Annotated in this window: 10 protein-coding genes; 5 read left to right on the forward strand and 5 right to left on the reverse strand. The window is 37.0% G+C overall.

Annotation, left to right across the window (positions count from 1 at the left end; genetic code table 11):
* Positions 1-368: 368 nt before the first annotated feature.
* The 3 genes from L3049_RS12260 to L3049_RS12270 all read right to left on the reverse strand — a co-directional run bounded on the left by L3049_RS12260 (position 369) and on the right by L3049_RS12270 (position 4,824).
* The gene (locus tag L3049_RS12260; RefSeq protein WP_275110109.1) at positions 369-1,733 is read right to left on the reverse strand and encodes an MFS transporter; all 1,365 of its coding nucleotides are present in this window, start codon (positions 1,731-1,733) and stop codon (positions 369-371) included.
* A 108-nt stretch (positions 1,734-1,841) separates the two neighbouring features.
* Positions 1,842-3,281 carry an MFS transporter gene (locus tag L3049_RS12265; RefSeq protein ID WP_275110110.1) on the reverse strand — a complete coding sequence of 480 codons (1,440 nt, stop codon included), beginning with the start codon at positions 3,279-3,281 and terminating at the stop codon, positions 1,842-1,844.
* Positions 3,282-3,438: 157 nt separating this feature from the next.
* Positions 3,439-4,824, reverse strand: coding sequence for an MFS transporter (locus tag L3049_RS12270; protein ID WP_275110111.1), 1,386 nt, complete (start codon positions 4,822-4,824; stop codon positions 3,439-3,441).
* Between the two features lie 171 nt (positions 4,825-4,995).
* Here L3049_RS12270 and L3049_RS12275 point away from each other — a divergent pair, with 171 nt between their 5' ends.
* The 3 genes from L3049_RS12275 (at position 4,996) to L3049_RS12285 (ending at position 8,094) form a co-directional block, all read left to right on the forward strand.
* The gene (locus tag L3049_RS12275) at positions 4,996-6,414 is read left to right on the forward strand and encodes a nicotinate phosphoribosyltransferase (protein ID WP_275110112.1); all 1,419 of its coding nucleotides are present in this window, start codon (positions 4,996-4,998) and stop codon (positions 6,412-6,414) included.
* 34 nt (positions 6,415-6,448) lie between these two features.
* Positions 6,449-7,561, forward strand: a complete 1,113-nt coding sequence (locus tag L3049_RS12280; protein ID WP_275110113.1) for an alanine racemase — start codon at positions 6,449-6,451, stop codon at positions 7,559-7,561.
* Between the two features lie 77 nt (positions 7,562-7,638).
* Positions 7,639-8,094 (forward strand): DUF2062 domain-containing protein, encoded by a 456-nt coding sequence (locus L3049_RS12285; protein WP_275110114.1) that lies wholly within the window; start codon positions 7,639-7,641, stop codon positions 8,092-8,094.
* 155 nt (positions 8,095-8,249) lie between these two features.
* On the opposite strand, the gene L3049_RS12290 is transcribed toward L3049_RS12285, so the two are convergent.
* On the reverse strand, positions 8,250-9,710 hold the full coding sequence (locus L3049_RS12290) for an aminoacyl-histidine dipeptidase (protein WP_275110115.1): 1,461 nt from the start codon (positions 9,708-9,710) through the stop codon (positions 8,250-8,252).
* A 382-nt stretch (positions 9,711-10,092) separates the two neighbouring features.
* Between L3049_RS12290 and L3049_RS12295 the strand changes: the two genes are divergently transcribed.
* Together L3049_RS12295 and L3049_RS12300 are read left to right on the forward strand one after the other, a co-directional pair.
* Complete coding sequence (locus tag L3049_RS12295; RefSeq protein WP_275110116.1) at positions 10,093-12,801, forward strand: DEAD/DEAH box helicase; 2,709 nt, start codon at positions 10,093-10,095, stop codon at positions 12,799-12,801.
* 110 nt (positions 12,802-12,911) lie between these two features.
* Complete coding sequence (locus L3049_RS12300; protein WP_275110117.1) at positions 12,912-15,203, forward strand: ATP-dependent helicase; 2,292 nt, start codon at positions 12,912-12,914, stop codon at positions 15,201-15,203.
* Positions 15,204-15,289: 86 nt separating this feature from the next.
* Here the strand turns inward: L3049_RS12300 and L3049_RS12305 are convergent, their stop codons facing one another.
* Positions 15,290-16,639: a Gfo/Idh/MocA family protein gene (locus tag L3049_RS12305; RefSeq protein ID WP_275110118.1), complete on the reverse strand. Its 1,350-nt coding sequence runs from the start codon at positions 16,637-16,639 to the stop codon at positions 15,290-15,292.
* Positions 16,640-16,650: the final 11 nt, after the last annotated feature.

Raw genomic sequence — 16,650 nt, forward strand, 5'->3', positions numbered from 1 at the left:
ATCGATTAAATATGACTTTTCTAGGCAATAAGTATTTAGGGTGTTTAGAATTGCTTCAAGATTTTATTGTTAGACAATGATACCAATAATTGTCTAACAGAAGTTCGAGAATATCTATAGGGGAAACTCTCGAACACTTTTAGTTGGTAATTGTTGGATGTAATGTGGTAATTCTAGACAACAATTCTTAAGGGCTCCAAAATATAAGAGCTAACAAAGGGTGTCCAAATTGGACACCCTTTTTTATTTTGAAAAGTGGTAAGATCATTAAGTATAATCCCATAGTTGTTGGAATGTAAATCGTTAAATATTGTAGTTGAAAAAAGCCATCCCGAAGGATAGCTATTTTGTAGGTATTCTATTTTAAATTATTTGCTGTTCGAAGGCAGTTCCAAACCATAGCCCGAAACTTTGTCTTCTCTTTTTAATAATAAGGCGAACACTAAACCAACTAATCCTAAGCAAGCAAACATGATCATGGTATAAGTATAATCTAATGTTTCAGCTCCTTCTGGGTTTGTAGCATCTAAAACTACTCCTGCTAAAATTGGAAATGCCCATAAGCCTAAATTCTGTACTGAGAACATCAATCCATAGGCAGAACCAATTCTTTTTTCATCCACCATTTTAGCAACAGATGGCCACATAGAGGCTGGTACCAAAGAGAAGGCAAGTCCTAAAATAACCATCATTACGTATGGAGATAATCCTGTAAAGGCAAATGTGAGATGCACAATTACTAGTATTATAGATCCATAAATCATTAGAGATGCTGCTTTTCCTATTTTATCAACAAACAAACCAAATATCGGTGTAAATATCATTGTTCCAATGGGTAACATTGAGGAGATGAAACCACTTTCTTTTATGGATAGGTTAAATTTATTGAGGAAAAAATCAGATGAAAAAGATAGGAATGGGAATACCGCAGAATAAAAGGTCAAACACAACAAAGTGACGTAAATAAACGAACGATTGGTTAGTAGTTTTGTAATGTCTGAGATATGAAATTCATCACTTGTAGACAGTAAACCTTCTTGCTTTACTTGTTTATCCAATTTAAGATCAAACATCATGTAAATTAGGAATACCAATAAGGCAGAAAGAACTAAAAAGGCTGCAAACCATATGGCAGTAGTCCATCCCTGCTCAGATTCAATTAGAACTGGTGATAAATTGAATGCAAGAAATGATCCGGTTCGGGCAAGCCCAAGTTTTACTCCAAATGCTAAGGCTAATTCCTTTCCTTTAAACCATTTTACAATGATTTTACTGATGACAACAATACTGGTTTCAGCTCCTAAACCAAACAGGAATCGTCCTAATAACATCATTTTCAGTTCGGGAGAATATCCAGGCATGAAAGAAGACATGAACGAATAACCAAGCCCGTCGTTTCTGTATAGATCACTTGCTCCATATGCTGTTACCAGTGCTCCAAAGGCCATAAAGGCGACAAACATGAATCCTGTTCTTCGAATACCTAATTTATCGAGAATAATTCCTCCCAATACTGCCATTAAGAAAAAGACATTAGGAATAGAGTATACGGATACAAATAAACCAAAATCAGTACTGGTGAACCCAAATTCTTTGGTAAGTGTTGATTTTAATGGAGATAATGCATCGTAAAAATAGTAGTTTGCCGCAAGAACAAATCCGACAGTAATCAGCATTGCCCAGCGGACAAGTACAGAATCTCTTAGTGATTCTTGTAGTTTAGTTTTAGTCATGTAGTTGAAGTGTTTGTTTTCAATAGTTTCCGAAAATACGAAAGCTTTTCGTAACGGCATAAAAAAAGCTGCCCCTAAGGACAGCTTTAAAATATATTCGTTAATTTATTAATTCTGAATATTTGGTAATTCAAGACCATAACCTTTCTTCTTATCTTCTGCTTTTAATAAGAATCCAAAAATGGTCGCAAGAATTGTTAAACCAACGAAGATTAACCATGTTGATGAATAATCAAACATTGGAATTTCACCTGCTTCTCTAAGTGCTTGCACTTTTGATGAAATATCACCTGCAGGAACACCTTCTGCTCTGAAAGTTGCAATTGCACCTTCTATTTTCTCGTTTACACCTGGATTTGTTTTATCTAAAACAACACCTAACAAAATAGGAACCAGCATTAGACCAATATTCTGAACATAGAAGATAAGTGCATAAGCCGATCCCAACTGCTTTTCAGGGATAATTTTTGGAACCGATGGCCACATTGCAGAAGGAACCAATGAGAAAGCAATTCCCAATAGAACAACCGCGAATATCGCTACCCAAGTCGCCGTTAAAGCGGGTATATAGAATATCGTATGAACGATTACAAGTAGAACTGCTCCAAGAATCATGATAGAGGCGCCTTTACCGTATTTGTCGTATATGAATCCAAACAGAGGTGTTAAAAGAATCGTTCCGAATGGTAGAATTGAAGGGATGTCACCAGCAGTAGACGGATCAATTCCAAACTTATTCACCATTAGTCCCGAAGAGAACTTGTAGAATGGGAACACAGCAGAATAGAATAATAAACAAAGAATAGCGATATACCAAAATCCCTTACTTGAGATGATGACACCAATATCTGAGATTTTGAATGGCTCTTCTTCTTCAGCTTCATCTTCAACTTGTTTATCCAACTTGGTATCCATTACACTATAAACAATAAAAAGAATTAAAGCAATACTTAAAGCAATAGTACCAACTAAAACTGATGTAGGAATATCAAATGCTTCAGCAATACGAGGTGAACCAAATAGTGCAAGGAATGAACCTAAACGCGCTAAGGCCATTTCTGTACCCATAGCAAGTGCCATTTCTTTTCCTTTAAACCATTTTACGATTATTCTAGATACAGTAATACCAGCACCTTCGGCACCTACACAGAATAAGGCAAATCCAGCTGCTGAAATAAATACTCTTGAATCGATTCCTATGATTGTAGAACCCATTTCAAAATCGCCAGCAAATGCATAATACTTAACTATAGCACCTAGTATCATAACTATACCTGATCCAATGGCAGTAAATTTAATTCCCATTTTATCGAGTATAATACCTGCAAAGATCAACATAAATGCAAACACATTTAAGTAGCCTTGTGCTCCTGTTACAATTCCCCAATCGGTACCACTCCATCCGTAAGTACTTTGAATAAGTGTTTGAAGCGGAGAAAGCACTTCCATAAATGTGTATGCGATAAGCATGGTTACCGATACGAGAATTAGCACAAACCAACGAGCGCCTGCACTATCTCTCAATGTCTTTTTAATAGCATCTGTCATTACAATAATTTTTGGGTTAGTATTTTATTTTTGGGTTTTTAGAGCTTACTAAATTAAGATTAATGCCCAAATAAACAAACCTGTATTTTATCAGTAAAAAGAGCAATAAAAAAAGCCACCCGAAGGTGGCTTTTTATATATCGTATGTATAAGAGAATTATTTCTCAATGTTTGGAAGGTCTAGACCATATCCTTTTTTCTTGTCAACAACTCTTAATCTGAAAGCTACTAATAGAGCTGCTATACCACAACCAACCATTAACATCATCGGCTCAGTATAATTAAGAGCAGCACCTTCAGCTATTCCTTCGTTTGCTGAATCCAATACAGTACCTAAAAGCATAGGGAATAACATTAGACCTACATTCTGAATCATAAAGATCATTGCATAAGCAGATCCTAAACGTGATTCCGGAATAATCTTTGGTACTGAAGGCCACATAGCTGCAGGTACAAATGAGAATGCAAATCCTAAAACAACCATTGCCGTAAATGCAAAAGCAGTGTTACCTGGTAAAAAAGCGAAGATCACGTGAGAGAAAATCAATAATAAAGATCCCAACATCATAATACTAGCTGACTTTCCTTTCTTATCCATAAATGCACCAAAAATCGGAGTCAAAACCATTGTTCCAATAGGAAGAAGTCCTACAATCATACCTGAAAGTTCCTCAGCAAAACCATACTTTTGAACCATCAAGTCTGGTGCAAATTTGGTAAATGGGAAAATTGCGGAATAGAATAATACACAAAGCAGTGCAATAAGAATAAAACCAGGATTCTTAAACAATAAGAAAACATCCGAAATTTTAAATTCATCTTCAGACGATTCAACAGAAGTATCAGCTGCAACTTCAGCATCAAGTTTCTTATCCATCATATTATGAATAAAAAATGCAAGTAAACCAATAACAAGAAGAATAACTCCAAATGCTAATGGACGTGAGATGATTTTATCAGCACCTGTCATCCATGGAGAAGCTGAAAATGCAATTAGCATACCACCACGAGCACAAGCCATTTCAAGTCCCATAGCCAATGCCATTTCTTTTCCTTTAAACCATTTTACAATGATACGAGAAACAGTGATACCTGCAATCTCAACACCCACACCAAATAAGGCATAACCAATCATCGCCATCTTCAAAGAAGGCTTATAGTCAGTTAAGAACGAGTTTAGAAAATCATATCCAATACCACCATTATTAAACATATCAGTCATGGCGTAATAGTTAAGGAAAGCCCCAACAATCATAACACCAACAAAGAAGGTTCCTGTAAAACGAATACCTGCTTTGTCAAGGATAATCCCACCAAAAATAAGCATCAGACAGAATACGTTCAATACAGAATAAGAGCCTGCAAATGTTCCATAAGATGAATTAGACCATCCCATTTGGTCACGTAACATTCCTTGTAAAGGAGACATGATATCTGTAAAGAAATATCCTGTAAGCATCAAGAAAGAAACCGTTATTAAAACGAACCATCTTGCTGATTTGGAATCACGAATAGATTCCTTAAGTTGAGCAGTCATTACCATTTTATAAGTTTTATTTGTTTAAGTTATTGTTTAAGGGGCGCTAAAGTAAGCTTTATCCTGTAAGAAACAAATAGTGAATATCATGTTTTACCAACACATATCCATTCCATTTTTGTGGGCGGAATAGCATATATTACTTATCTTTGGAAAGGTTTTATTTAATTTAATGCAATGAACACATTAACTGATAATACAGGATTATATACAGATTATTATGAGCTAACAATGGCTCAAGGATATTTTCTAAGTGGTAAGAAAGACGAGCAAACCGTTTTTGATTATTATTACCGTACAAATCCGTATAGTGGTGGTTATCTTGTGTTTGCTGGCTTGCAGGATCTACTAGAGATTTTGAAGAATTTTAGATACAATGAGGCTAATATTGAATTTCTTCGAAAGTCTGGTTTAAGAAATGAATTTCTTGATTACTTAAAAGAATTTCGTTTCACAGCTACTATTTATAGTGTGAAAGAAGGTGAGATTGTATTTCCCAATGAACCGATCGTTCGAGTTGAAGGAAATATTATTGAGGCTCAGTTGGTTGAGACTTTACTGTTGAATTATCTTAATTTCCAGTCGCTTATAGCGACAAAAGCTTGCCGAATTAGAAATGTAATTGGAGATAAAGAATTTTCAGATTTTGGTTTGAGAAGAGCACAAGGATTAGGTGGTATTCATGCAAGTCGTGCAGCAGTAATCGGTGGTGCAAACACAACTTCGAATGTTTACAGTGCATTTAATTACGATATTCCGCTAACGGGAACTCAAGCTCATTCATGGATTCAAAGTTTTGATTATGAATTGGACGCTTTCCGTCAATATGCCAATATCAATCCTGATAATACGGTTTTACTTGTAGATACTTATAACACTTTGAGGTCTGGCGTTCCGAATGCGATAAAAGTTGCCAAGGAGTTAGAGGCTGAAGGACATAAAATGATCGGAATTCGTTTGGATAGTGGTGATTTAGCTTATTTAAGTCAGAAAGCTAGAAAAATGTTAAACGAAGCAGGTTTAGATTACGTGAAGATTATTGCATCTAACCAGTTAAATGAATATGTAATTAAAAGTTTGAATGAACAAGGAGCACAATTAGATGGTTATGGTATTGGAACCGAATTGGTAACGGGAAAAGATACTGGCGCGCTAGATGGTGTGTATAAATTGGTGCAAAATAATGGTGTTCCTCGTTTGAAAATATCTGAGAATATTGAGAAGATTACCATGCCTGGAAAGAAAAAACTTGTTCGCTATTTTGATGAAGAAGGAATGTTTTTTCGAGATGGAGTTCTTCTGGAAAATGAGGAATCTACAAGCAGGTTGTTTCATGCCTTTCACTCGCACAAAAATACTTACGTAACAAATTACAAATGTGAAGAACTCACGCATAAGGTAATGGAAAATGGGAAAGTCTTGATTGAAAATCAAAGCCCAACTGAAATTAATGCTTATTTAAGAAAGAGATTCGCTCAGTTACCAGATGGACACAAGCGTTTTATTAGTCCACATATTTACAAAGTTGGCTTTTCTGAAAACTTGTTGGATGTAAGAGATCATCTATTGATGGATATTCGATCGAAAATCAGATAAGTTTTAATTGATTCGTAACCGTTAAGCATTGACAATGGAAAGTTTAAATTCTAAAATAATTCGTCCTACACTATTATTGGATAAAGCAAAGTGTATTTCAAATATTGAGAATATGATTGCAAAAGCGCAACGAGCCAATGCACGTTTGCGTCCTCATTTTAAAACGCATCAATCTGCCCAAATAGGTGATTGGTTTAAAGAAAGAGGTGTTGAAGCTATTGCTGTTTCGTCGATGGTGATGGCACAATATTTTGCAGACAATGGATGGAAGGATATTACGGTTGCGATTCCTGTTAATCTTCGGGAAATAGAGTTGATTAACGAGTTAGCATCGAAAATTCAATTGAATTTAGTGCTTGAATCTCGAGAAGCAATTGCCTATTTAGAATCTGAATTGGAACATCCTGTTGGAATTTTCATTAAGGTTGATACAGGTTATCAGCGTTCAGGAATTCCTGCCGAGGCGATAGGGTCGTTACGTTTGTTAGTTGACTTGATGAAGGAAACTGAAAAATTGAATTGTAAGGGATTTTTAGCGCATACAGGACACAATTACAAGGCTGATGATCATGAGCAAATTCATAAAAATCATTCCAAAACACTTCTCGATTTAAATGAACTGAAAGATGTTTTCAGAAAAGATATTACAGGTTTAGAGGTTTCTTTAGGAGATACGCCAGCCTGCAGTATTAGCGAGGAATTTTATGGAATTGATGAGATTCGACCTGGAAATTTTGTATTCTATGATATCATGCAATATGTTTTGGGTGCTTGCGATGAAAGCCAAATTGCGGTTGCCATGGCTTGTCCTGTTATTGCAAAAAATATTGATCGAAATGAATTGGTGATTCATGGTGGAGGTGTTCACTTTTCAAAAGAATATTTAGAAGCTGATGATGAGGGAACCAAGTTGTTTGGTAGTATTGTTCGAATTGCGGAGAATGGTTGGAGTGAAATTTTAGGAGGTGGATTCTTGGCAAGTCTTTCACAAGAACATGGGATTATCCGCTGTAGCGATGCTTTATTTGATGAGTTTACGATTGGAGACTTGATAGGAGTGTTGCCTGTGCATTCATGCCTTACTACTAATTTAATGAGGAAGTTAATGACCACAGAAGGAGAATGGATTACAACAATGAACAGTTAGCAGTAAACAGTTATCAGAAAACAGTGATCAGTTAACAATGAACAGTGAGTCGTTTTTACTCGCTAGAAAATCAAGGGATGAATTACAAGAGGGTGTTGGATCGATTTAGTATAAGCAAAGTTAGGAAAGTAATTGTTGCTGAAATTACTTGTGTTGATAATTCCAACGCAACGATAGCTTTATCTTTAGCTTTGGGTGTTTTTCTTGCATTTTCGCCTGCCTGGGGTTTTCAAACGGCACTTGCCATCTCATTAGCATTGCTTTTGAGATTAAATAAGGTTCTCGCTTTAATTACTGTCAATATCAGCAGTATTCCGCCATTAATTCCTCTGATTTTTATTGCTGGATATCAAACAGGTGCACTTGTTTTGAAAGGTGAGTTTCAGAAAGAAGTTCCTGATTTGATGAGTCTCAGTACTTTGGGTGAAAATTACCTGCAATTTGCATTGGGTTCCATGGTGTTTGCAGTACTAATTGGTGTGATTTTCTATTTGGTGATTTATTTGATTTTAGGAAGGTATCGTAAGTTGTAATTTATTAAATCGCAACCATTGGGTTAGGGATTGGAGTGAAAACCCCACAGTGAGGAACGAGCGAGGAGTTGAAACAAAAGCCCGACCTGAAAGGAAACCCCATAAAAAAAGGAACGCACTTTCGTACGTTCCTTACAAATCAGTATCTGATTATATTATTTTACAGGTACATTCTTAAGAGTTTCTACAGTGAAATCCCAAAATTTCTGAACAGTATCGATCTTCACTTTCTCATCCGGAGAGTGAGGGAAACGAATCGTTGGTCCGAAAGAAATCATATCCCAATGTGGGTAATTAGCACCTAATAAACCACACTCAAGACCAGCGTGAATTGCTTTGATCTCAGGAATCTTACCATACTTGTTGTTATAAACTTCTTGCATTGTTTTCAAGATTGGAGAGTCCATATTTGGCTTCCATCCTGGATACTCACCTTCCAATACAATCTTAGCACCTGCTAAAGTAAATACAGAAGTCAACATTTCAGCTAAATCTTCTTTTGCAGAGTTCACTGAAGAACGCATTAAAGACTGAATAATGATTTTTTTATCATCGCTATAAACACGAGCAAGGTTATTTGAAGTTTCAACCAAACCTGGCATCGCATCACTCATACGGATTACGCCATTAGGACATGCGTAAATAGCATCGATTAAGTTCTTCTGGCTCTTGTTTTTGAAAACTGTTTTAGGAGCTTCAGTTGGCTCAGCAAAGAATGCTAAATCTGGCTCAACAGCTGATAATTCTGCTTTGTAAATTGCTTCGTACTCTGCAACTCCAGCAAGGAATTTCTCAGTATATCTTTCTGGAATCGTTACAACTGCGAATGACTCACGTGGAATAGCATTACGTAAAGAACCTCCATCAACAGAAGAAAGACGTAAACCGAAATTCTTAGCAGCATGCTTCAAGAAACGGAAAAGTAATTTGTTAGAGTTTCCTCTACCTAAGATAATCTCCATTCCTGAGTGACCGCCTTTAAGACCTTTCATGTTCAATTTGAAAGCAGCAGTTTCCTTAGGCGTATCAGTTAATTTATTTTTGAAAGTTACGTTAGCATCAATACCACCAGCACAACCTACATATAATTCACCTTCGTCCTCTGAGTCCATATTCAAAAGAATATCACCATCAAGAACACCTGGCTGAAGACCAAAAGCACCAGTCATCCCAGTTTCCTCATCAGAAGTAAATAAAGCCTCAACTGGTCCGTGAACCATATCAGTAGCTTGAAGAACAGCCATTGCAGCAGCAACACCCATACCATTATCAGCACCAAGAGTTGTTCCATTAGCAGTCAACCACTCACCGTCTACAAAAGTTTCAATAGGGTCTTTCTCAAAATCATGCTCTGTGTCAGAGTTCTTCTGAGGAACCATATCAAGGTGACCTTGCATGATAACACCCATTCTATCTTCCATTCCCGGAGTAGCAGGCTTCTTAATAATGATGTTTCCTACTTCATCTTTAATTGTCTCAAGACCTAAGTCTTCACCAAACTTCACCATGAATGCCTGGATCTCATCTTCATGCTTTGATGGACGAGGAATTTGAGTTAATGAATAAAAATTCTCCCAAATTGCTTTAGGCTCTAGGCTTAAAATTTCTTTGCTCATTATTATATTCCTCCGTTAAATTTTAGTGTTATTTATTCAAGAGCACTAAAGGTAGTATTTTTTAATAAAGCCGAAAAGAGAATTCAAAAAAGAGAAAGTGAATTAAGGATTTTTAAGAATCGAAACAGGAAAAGAGTAAAAATGAATAGCTACTAAGACTATTTATTATTTTTCAGCACTAGAAGAAATAAAGTTCAAGGTGAAGAAGATTTGGGTATTGGTATTCATCAACTTAGTACTATGTTGCACGGGATAATGCTCAGTAAATGAGGAGTGTTCAAGTTAGTTTAGTTAATGTTTTTTTGCTCACTTTTAACTTCTTTGACTTTTCTCCCTTGACTTTCTTATAAGCTTCTTAACTTTGTCGGTTCAGAAAAAGCCTATGCAAACAATAGAACAAATACTAGAAAGTTTTGGTGATCGAATCTTATCTAGTCGAAAAATAGCTGCACGAAAAGCACAATATGTTCCTATTCCTTCGGATATGAATCCTGAACTTCAGGAATGTCTCCATGAGATGGGGTATGATCAGCTATACTCCCACCAAGCTGAAATGTACAAACGAGCTATGCAGGGTAAAAATATTGTTATCACTACGGGTACGGCAAGTGGTAAATCCTTATCTTTTTATTTGCCTGTTATTCAGCGCATACTTGAAAATCCTAGCCGACGTGCTATTTTCATTTACCCTACCAAAGCACTAACCAAAGATCAATTACGAAACATTGTTGACTTTGTAGAATTTTTTGGCAAGCATCGCATACAAGCTGGTATTTATGATGGAGATACGCCAGCAGCTGAACGCAGCCGTATTCGTCAGGAGGCTAATATTATTCTTACCAATCCCGATATGATTAACGCAACATTTTTGCCCAATCACAATCGCTATGGCTTTCCACATCTATTTGCCAATCTGGATTATCTGGTAATCGATGAGCTACATGCTTACCGAGGTGCTTTTGGATCGCAGGTTTCTAATGTGATGCGTCGCTTGTTGCGCATTTGCAATTACCATGGTAACACACCTCACTTTCTTTGCAGTTCTGCAACAATCGCCAACCCTGCAGAACTGGCTGAAAATATCTGCCATCAGCCCTTTGAACTTATTGACAAAGATGGCTCTCCTGCTCCGGAAAAAGAAATCTACTTTTGGCAACCTGAGTACATTAAAAAAGCACAACGTAAACGGTCTGTTACCGAAGAGCTGAAAGAATTATTGCCGAACTTAATTGGCAATATGGTGAGAGTAATCACCTTTTGTATTTCGCGCAGGGAAACAGAGGTTGTGACGAAAGAATGTCGAGATATACTTGCTCATGATCCGCTTAAGCTTGGTCCTGATATGTCCGATAAAATATCGGCTTACCGTGGAGGTTATACGCCTTTAGAGCGTGAACGAATAGAAAAAGATTTGGTAGAAGGAAGCGTTTATGGCGTTGTTTCGACTTCTGCTCTTGAATTAGGTATTGATATTGGAGCTTTGGATATGGTTGTGATGGGAGGCTTTCCAGGTACACGTGCTAGCTTTTGGCAGCAATTGGGCCGTGCTGGTCGAAAGGGCAATAAAGCGCACGCACTTCTTATGCTCAAAGAAAAACCAATGGACCAATATGTGGGTATGAATCCTGATTGGCTATTGAAATCTGCATCTGAAAATGCTGTAATTGATAAGAACAATCTATACATTCAATTGGCTCATATTCGTGCGGCTTCTGCTGAGTTGCCTTTAACCATTGACGATATAGCAACTTTTCCCGATCTGGGAGAAATTATTCCTTTGCTACAAAAAGAAGGAGAATTAAGCGAACATCATGCCCAATACCAGTGGAGTGGCCAACTCTCACCTGCTCATGAAATTAGTCTGCGAAACATGACTAGTGACACGATTAAAATTGTAGACAAAGAGAAAGACTGTACCATAACTACCGTTGATCTGATACAAGCTAAAAAAGAATTTTATCCGGGTGCGATTTATTTGCATGATAGTGTGCAGTATAAAAGTCTCGATTTGGATTTGGAAGGTAAAACCGCTTGGGTTAGAGAAGTTGATTCCAATTATTATACTGAGCCTCACAAACCGGGTAATATTGATATTCTAATGGAGCATGATCAGCAGGAAGACAAGCGTATCTATAGTTGTTTTGGTGATGTTCGTGTTAGCGTTTTGGTTTCTGGCTATAAGATGGTTCAATTCAATACGCACCAGAACTTAGGTTATGAAGCATTGTCGCAAATTCTTGAAACACAAATGGAAACGGAAGCTTGTTGGATTCAAATACCAGATAATGTGGTTCAGGTATTTGTGGCAACGGGAAAAGCCCCAAGTCTCGATCCTCAATCGAAGGATTCGGAAGACAAAAAAGTACCACATTTCGATTATACTGAAGGCTTAATTCATTGCTTAAAAGCTGCAGCTTCAATGCGCGTTATGGCTACTCATTCAGATTTAGGCGGGGCTGTCTTCGGATTTGCACACCCTGATTCGCCTGTTCACAAGCATGCCATTATTCTCTTCGATGAATACCCTGGAGGTTTGGGCTTCTCTGAAAAAGCTTTTGAGTTTATTGGAGAAATTATTAAAAATGCTGGGCAATTGGTTAAAGATTGTTCCTGCAAAGAAGGCTGTCCTGCTTGTGTTGGCGATCATCGCATTGATAAGGAACTTATTCTTTGGGCTTTGCGATCTTTCTATAAGGAATTGCCTATTCCCAAAAATATTCAACTTGACAAGTTGCCGGCTTCACCATCAACAAATTCCAAAAAGATGGAGTGGAAACAAGTAAAAGATCAGTGGCAAGAACTATTAAGTCGGTTTGAGAAGGAGGAACATTTTGGAGCTCGTTTCCTAAAACATGCTTCGGCTTTTGAAATAAAAGGGAATGATCTTATTCTTTTTTTAGCAGAAAGTAATCTTAAATTGGCTCAAAAACCGGAAGTTGTTAAAGGGCTAAAAGCGGAGTTGGCTAAACTAATACACTTACCCGAGAACTTCGAATTACACTTGCGTGTTGATGATAGTGAGCTTAATATCAAAAATCAATTAAAGTTGCAACGCATCATGAGCAATGGGAAAGGCTATTTGAATAATTAGTTACAAGGATAAAGGTTAAAGTACAAAATTTAAAAATCCATATTTTACTCAAGTGCCTTTTTTATAAATCAAAATTATTAATTGATAATTACTAATTCATAATTGAACGGGTGAGTTTAAAACGTCTACATAGAAAGCTAAGGAGTACCGAGTTTGAAGGCAATGAATTTGATCCCATTTCTGCCTTTGAGGCTCAAGATGTGCCTCAGCAGAGTCTTGTTATTCCTAAGGAGCGTTTTACAGAACCTCAAGAAAACTATGCTCATAAAATTAAAGAGGTATATGCTAGGAATTCGAAATTAGGTCAGGCTCTTAAAACACTTAACAACTATCAGTTGCAGGCAGTATTCTCTGAGGATCGTAAAGTGTTGCTAAGTGCTATGGTGGGAAGTGGAAAAACTACGGTTCTTACGCATAAGATTCTCTATTTGCACTTTATCAAAGCCATACCACTTTCAGAAATGGTAGTGCTCACGTTTACGAATAAAGCTGCTCGTGAAATTAGGGAACGCATACTATCTTTTTACGAGGAATCAGAAGGCATACAGTCAGAAGATCTACGCTATTTTGGCACTTTCCATTCGGTAGCCCGTCAACTAATAAAGGAGCATCCTCAATTAAGTGAATTGGGATTTACACCATCCTTTTCGATAATGGATAAGGAAGCTAAAGAAGAGTTTCTGCTTCGTTTAATTCACACACATGAGCTTGATGTTAAGTACCATAATAAACTGGATCAGCGATTAAAGTTATATCGTAACGAGAAACAGATTCTTTACGCCAATATGAAAAATGAAGATGATCTTCCTCAACTTCTGGAAATATCGCGAAAAGAAAAACAAGCTAACAATCTGATGGATTTTGATGACTTAATTTCCATCGTTAATTGGCTTTTAAAACAAGAATGCTCGCTTGAAGCTAAATGGGTGATTGTAGATGAGTTCCAGGATTGCAATCCTGAACAAGTTCAGCTCTTAAATTACCTCTCTGTAAAAGATAGCTCCTTCTTTGCAGTGGGTGATCCCAATCAAAGTATTTATGCCTGGCGTGGCAGTACCGAGCAAATTTTTGAAAGCTATATTACAGACACAAGCTGTCGTATGATGCGTTTGCCTTTGAATTATAGAAGTTCAGGACAGCTATTAAGTGCTGCCGCTTGCCTGTTAAACGATGAGCGAAATGATTTGCAAGCAACTCGAACGGCTGGAAATAAACTGCGTTTGGTGAATCATTTTGACGATAATCAGGAAGCCTTTTATTATGCCAGTCAATTTAAAAGCTTGCATTCAAGTGGTACAGCATGGGAGCAAATTGCTATTCTATTTCGTACACGCCAACAAATAAATCTCTTCGAGTCTATTTTTTCGAAAGAAGATATTCCTTTCGAAGTTATAAGCAAAAGTAGTCTTAAGGATTATCCTGCTCTATTTTGGCTAAAGAAGGTTCTTTTAGCTGGTTTGCAAGCCAACGACATGGATAGTATTCTATCCGTTTTCACATCAAGTGATTTTGGTTGTCTTAAAAATGGAAAAGCTTTACTGAATGCATATAATAAATTCAGTAATGAGAAAACCTTTAATAGCAAGCTAGAAGCCTTCACTGAATTTTTGAAATTTAAATATCCTAAAGAAACCACTCATATTAAATTGGCGAATTCTTTATTGGATTTTCAAGATCAACTATTAAAAACAAGTAGGCAGTTTGATCTATACGGCTATTTGAATTTAGATGAGGTCCTAAAACCCATTTCCGTTCATTACACCGAGAATGTGTGTCAAGTGAAACAAGCTATACAGGAGTTGGATCTTTACATACAAAAACAGAGTTTTGGAAATAATATCGAAGCTTATCAGGCTGCAATGGGACAAGTGAGTTTAGAGGGGCATTTCCAAATTAATACAGGTATAAAGAAGAGTCAAGAGGGCGTTCGTTTATTAACTATTCATGCTGCAAAAGGTCTGGAATTTGATCATGTTTTTTTGAGTGGAGCCAATACCGGTTTGATTCCTTTGAATAGAAAAAAAGCAGGTCCAAATCATTTGCAAGAAGAAAAGCGTCTACTTTTTGTTGCCCTCACTCGTGCTAAAAATAATATGGAAATAGCTTGGCACAGCCAAAGTTCAGCTTGGAATGCTGAGGAAGGACCATCTTATTTTCTCAATGCTATTCCTTCGACACTTATTGACCGTATTGAAAATACAAAGCCAGAAATTACAATTAAAAAGTTTGAAGATCCTCAGGAATCTAATGATAGCCCTTGGAAGAAGGGCATGAAAATAAGACATCCAAAATATGGAGAAGGTACTGTCATTAGCAGTACTGATAAAGAAATTCTTTGTGAGTTCGGCAAATTTGGAGAAAAGAGTTTTGCACCTCAATGGGCAACACTAAAAAAACTTTAGGTTCAGCAACCTGCATGTAGGATCATGTAATTGGCTTAGGATTGATCTATGGCAGCGAAAAGTCTTATTTATTCTGGAAAATTGGATTAAATAGATGGTGATTTTCCTGGTTTAGGAACATCTTTTGAAATAGCTACAGGTCCAATAGTATAAGATTTCGGTCCCAGATACAAATCAGAGTTCATCATTTCTTCCCAACTTACTTCTTTTCCTGTATAGGCGGATATTCTGCCCATAATTCCTGTTAGGGTTGATTCTGCAACTTGAAATGCTTCATTGATTGGATTCCCTGTGCGAATTGCTGTAACCAAATCAATATGTTCCTGATCGTAAGGATTCGTACTTAACCTACTGATGTTTTTACCAGTACCAGCTTTTGGATATTGATAGCTCCAATTTACAGAACCATCTAAATTATATATGGTGTTTTCACAATTGGTAGATCCTTTTGTACCTTGAATTCGATCAGATGTATTGTTGCTGCAATCATTAATTTGGCGACACATGCTGTGGTAATGAATATCCTTATCGTAAACAAAATCGACACTAAAATGATCGTATTGATCGCCAGTAACTCTTTGTTGTCGAGCTCCAAAACCTATCGCTTTCTCAGGATGTTTTCCTACAAACCAGTTTACGGTATCTAAATTGTGAACATGTTGTTCTACGATGTGATCTCCCGAAAGCCAACACCAATTGACCCAGTTTCTAATCATATTTTCCAGTTCAGACCAATCGGCACGTGGATTTCGATGCCAAAGTTTGCCTACATTGTAATAACTGTTAGCGGAAACAATCTCGCCAATTGCTCCCTCATTAACCTGTTTAAAAGTTTCAATATAATCTTGCTGATGACGCTTAATTGTTCCCGTTACAACGGATAAGCCTAACATTTTGGCCTTTTCGGCAGAAACCATAACAGAACGAACTCCTACTGGATCTACTGCAACAGGCTTTTCCATAAAGACATGCTTTTTTGCTTTTACACAAGCTTCAAAGTGCTGTGGACGAAAATGTGGTGGAGTGGCTAGGATTACCACATCAACATCGCAATTCATGAGTTTTTCAAACGAATTGATTCCAGAGAAACATTGATCTGGAGCAATATCAAAACCTTTCTGATTTTTTATTTCTTGGCGGCATGCATCAACACGATCTTGAAAAACATCAGCTAAGGCAACAATTTCTACATTAGGCCCAGAATTTAAAAAGTTTAAGGCGGCACCAGTTCCGCGATAACCACAACCAACAATACCAGCTTTTAGCAAAGGACCATCGGGAGCTTTTTCTAGCATTGGAGGAAAAGCATATTCTCTTTTCTTACTGGATTGACAAGAAGTGAATATGGAATTTAAGCCAATAGCACCTACTATTCCTGCAGCAGCTGCGTTAAGTAAAAATTTTCTTCGGCTGTTTTCGTAATCTTTGCTATTCATAATTGTCTGAT

Origin of the sequence: Labilibaculum sp. DW002, assembly GCF_029029525.1 — a bacterium.
GTDB classification, from domain to species: Bacteria; Bacteroidota; Bacteroidia; order Bacteroidales; family Marinifilaceae; genus Paralabilibaculum; species Paralabilibaculum antarcticum.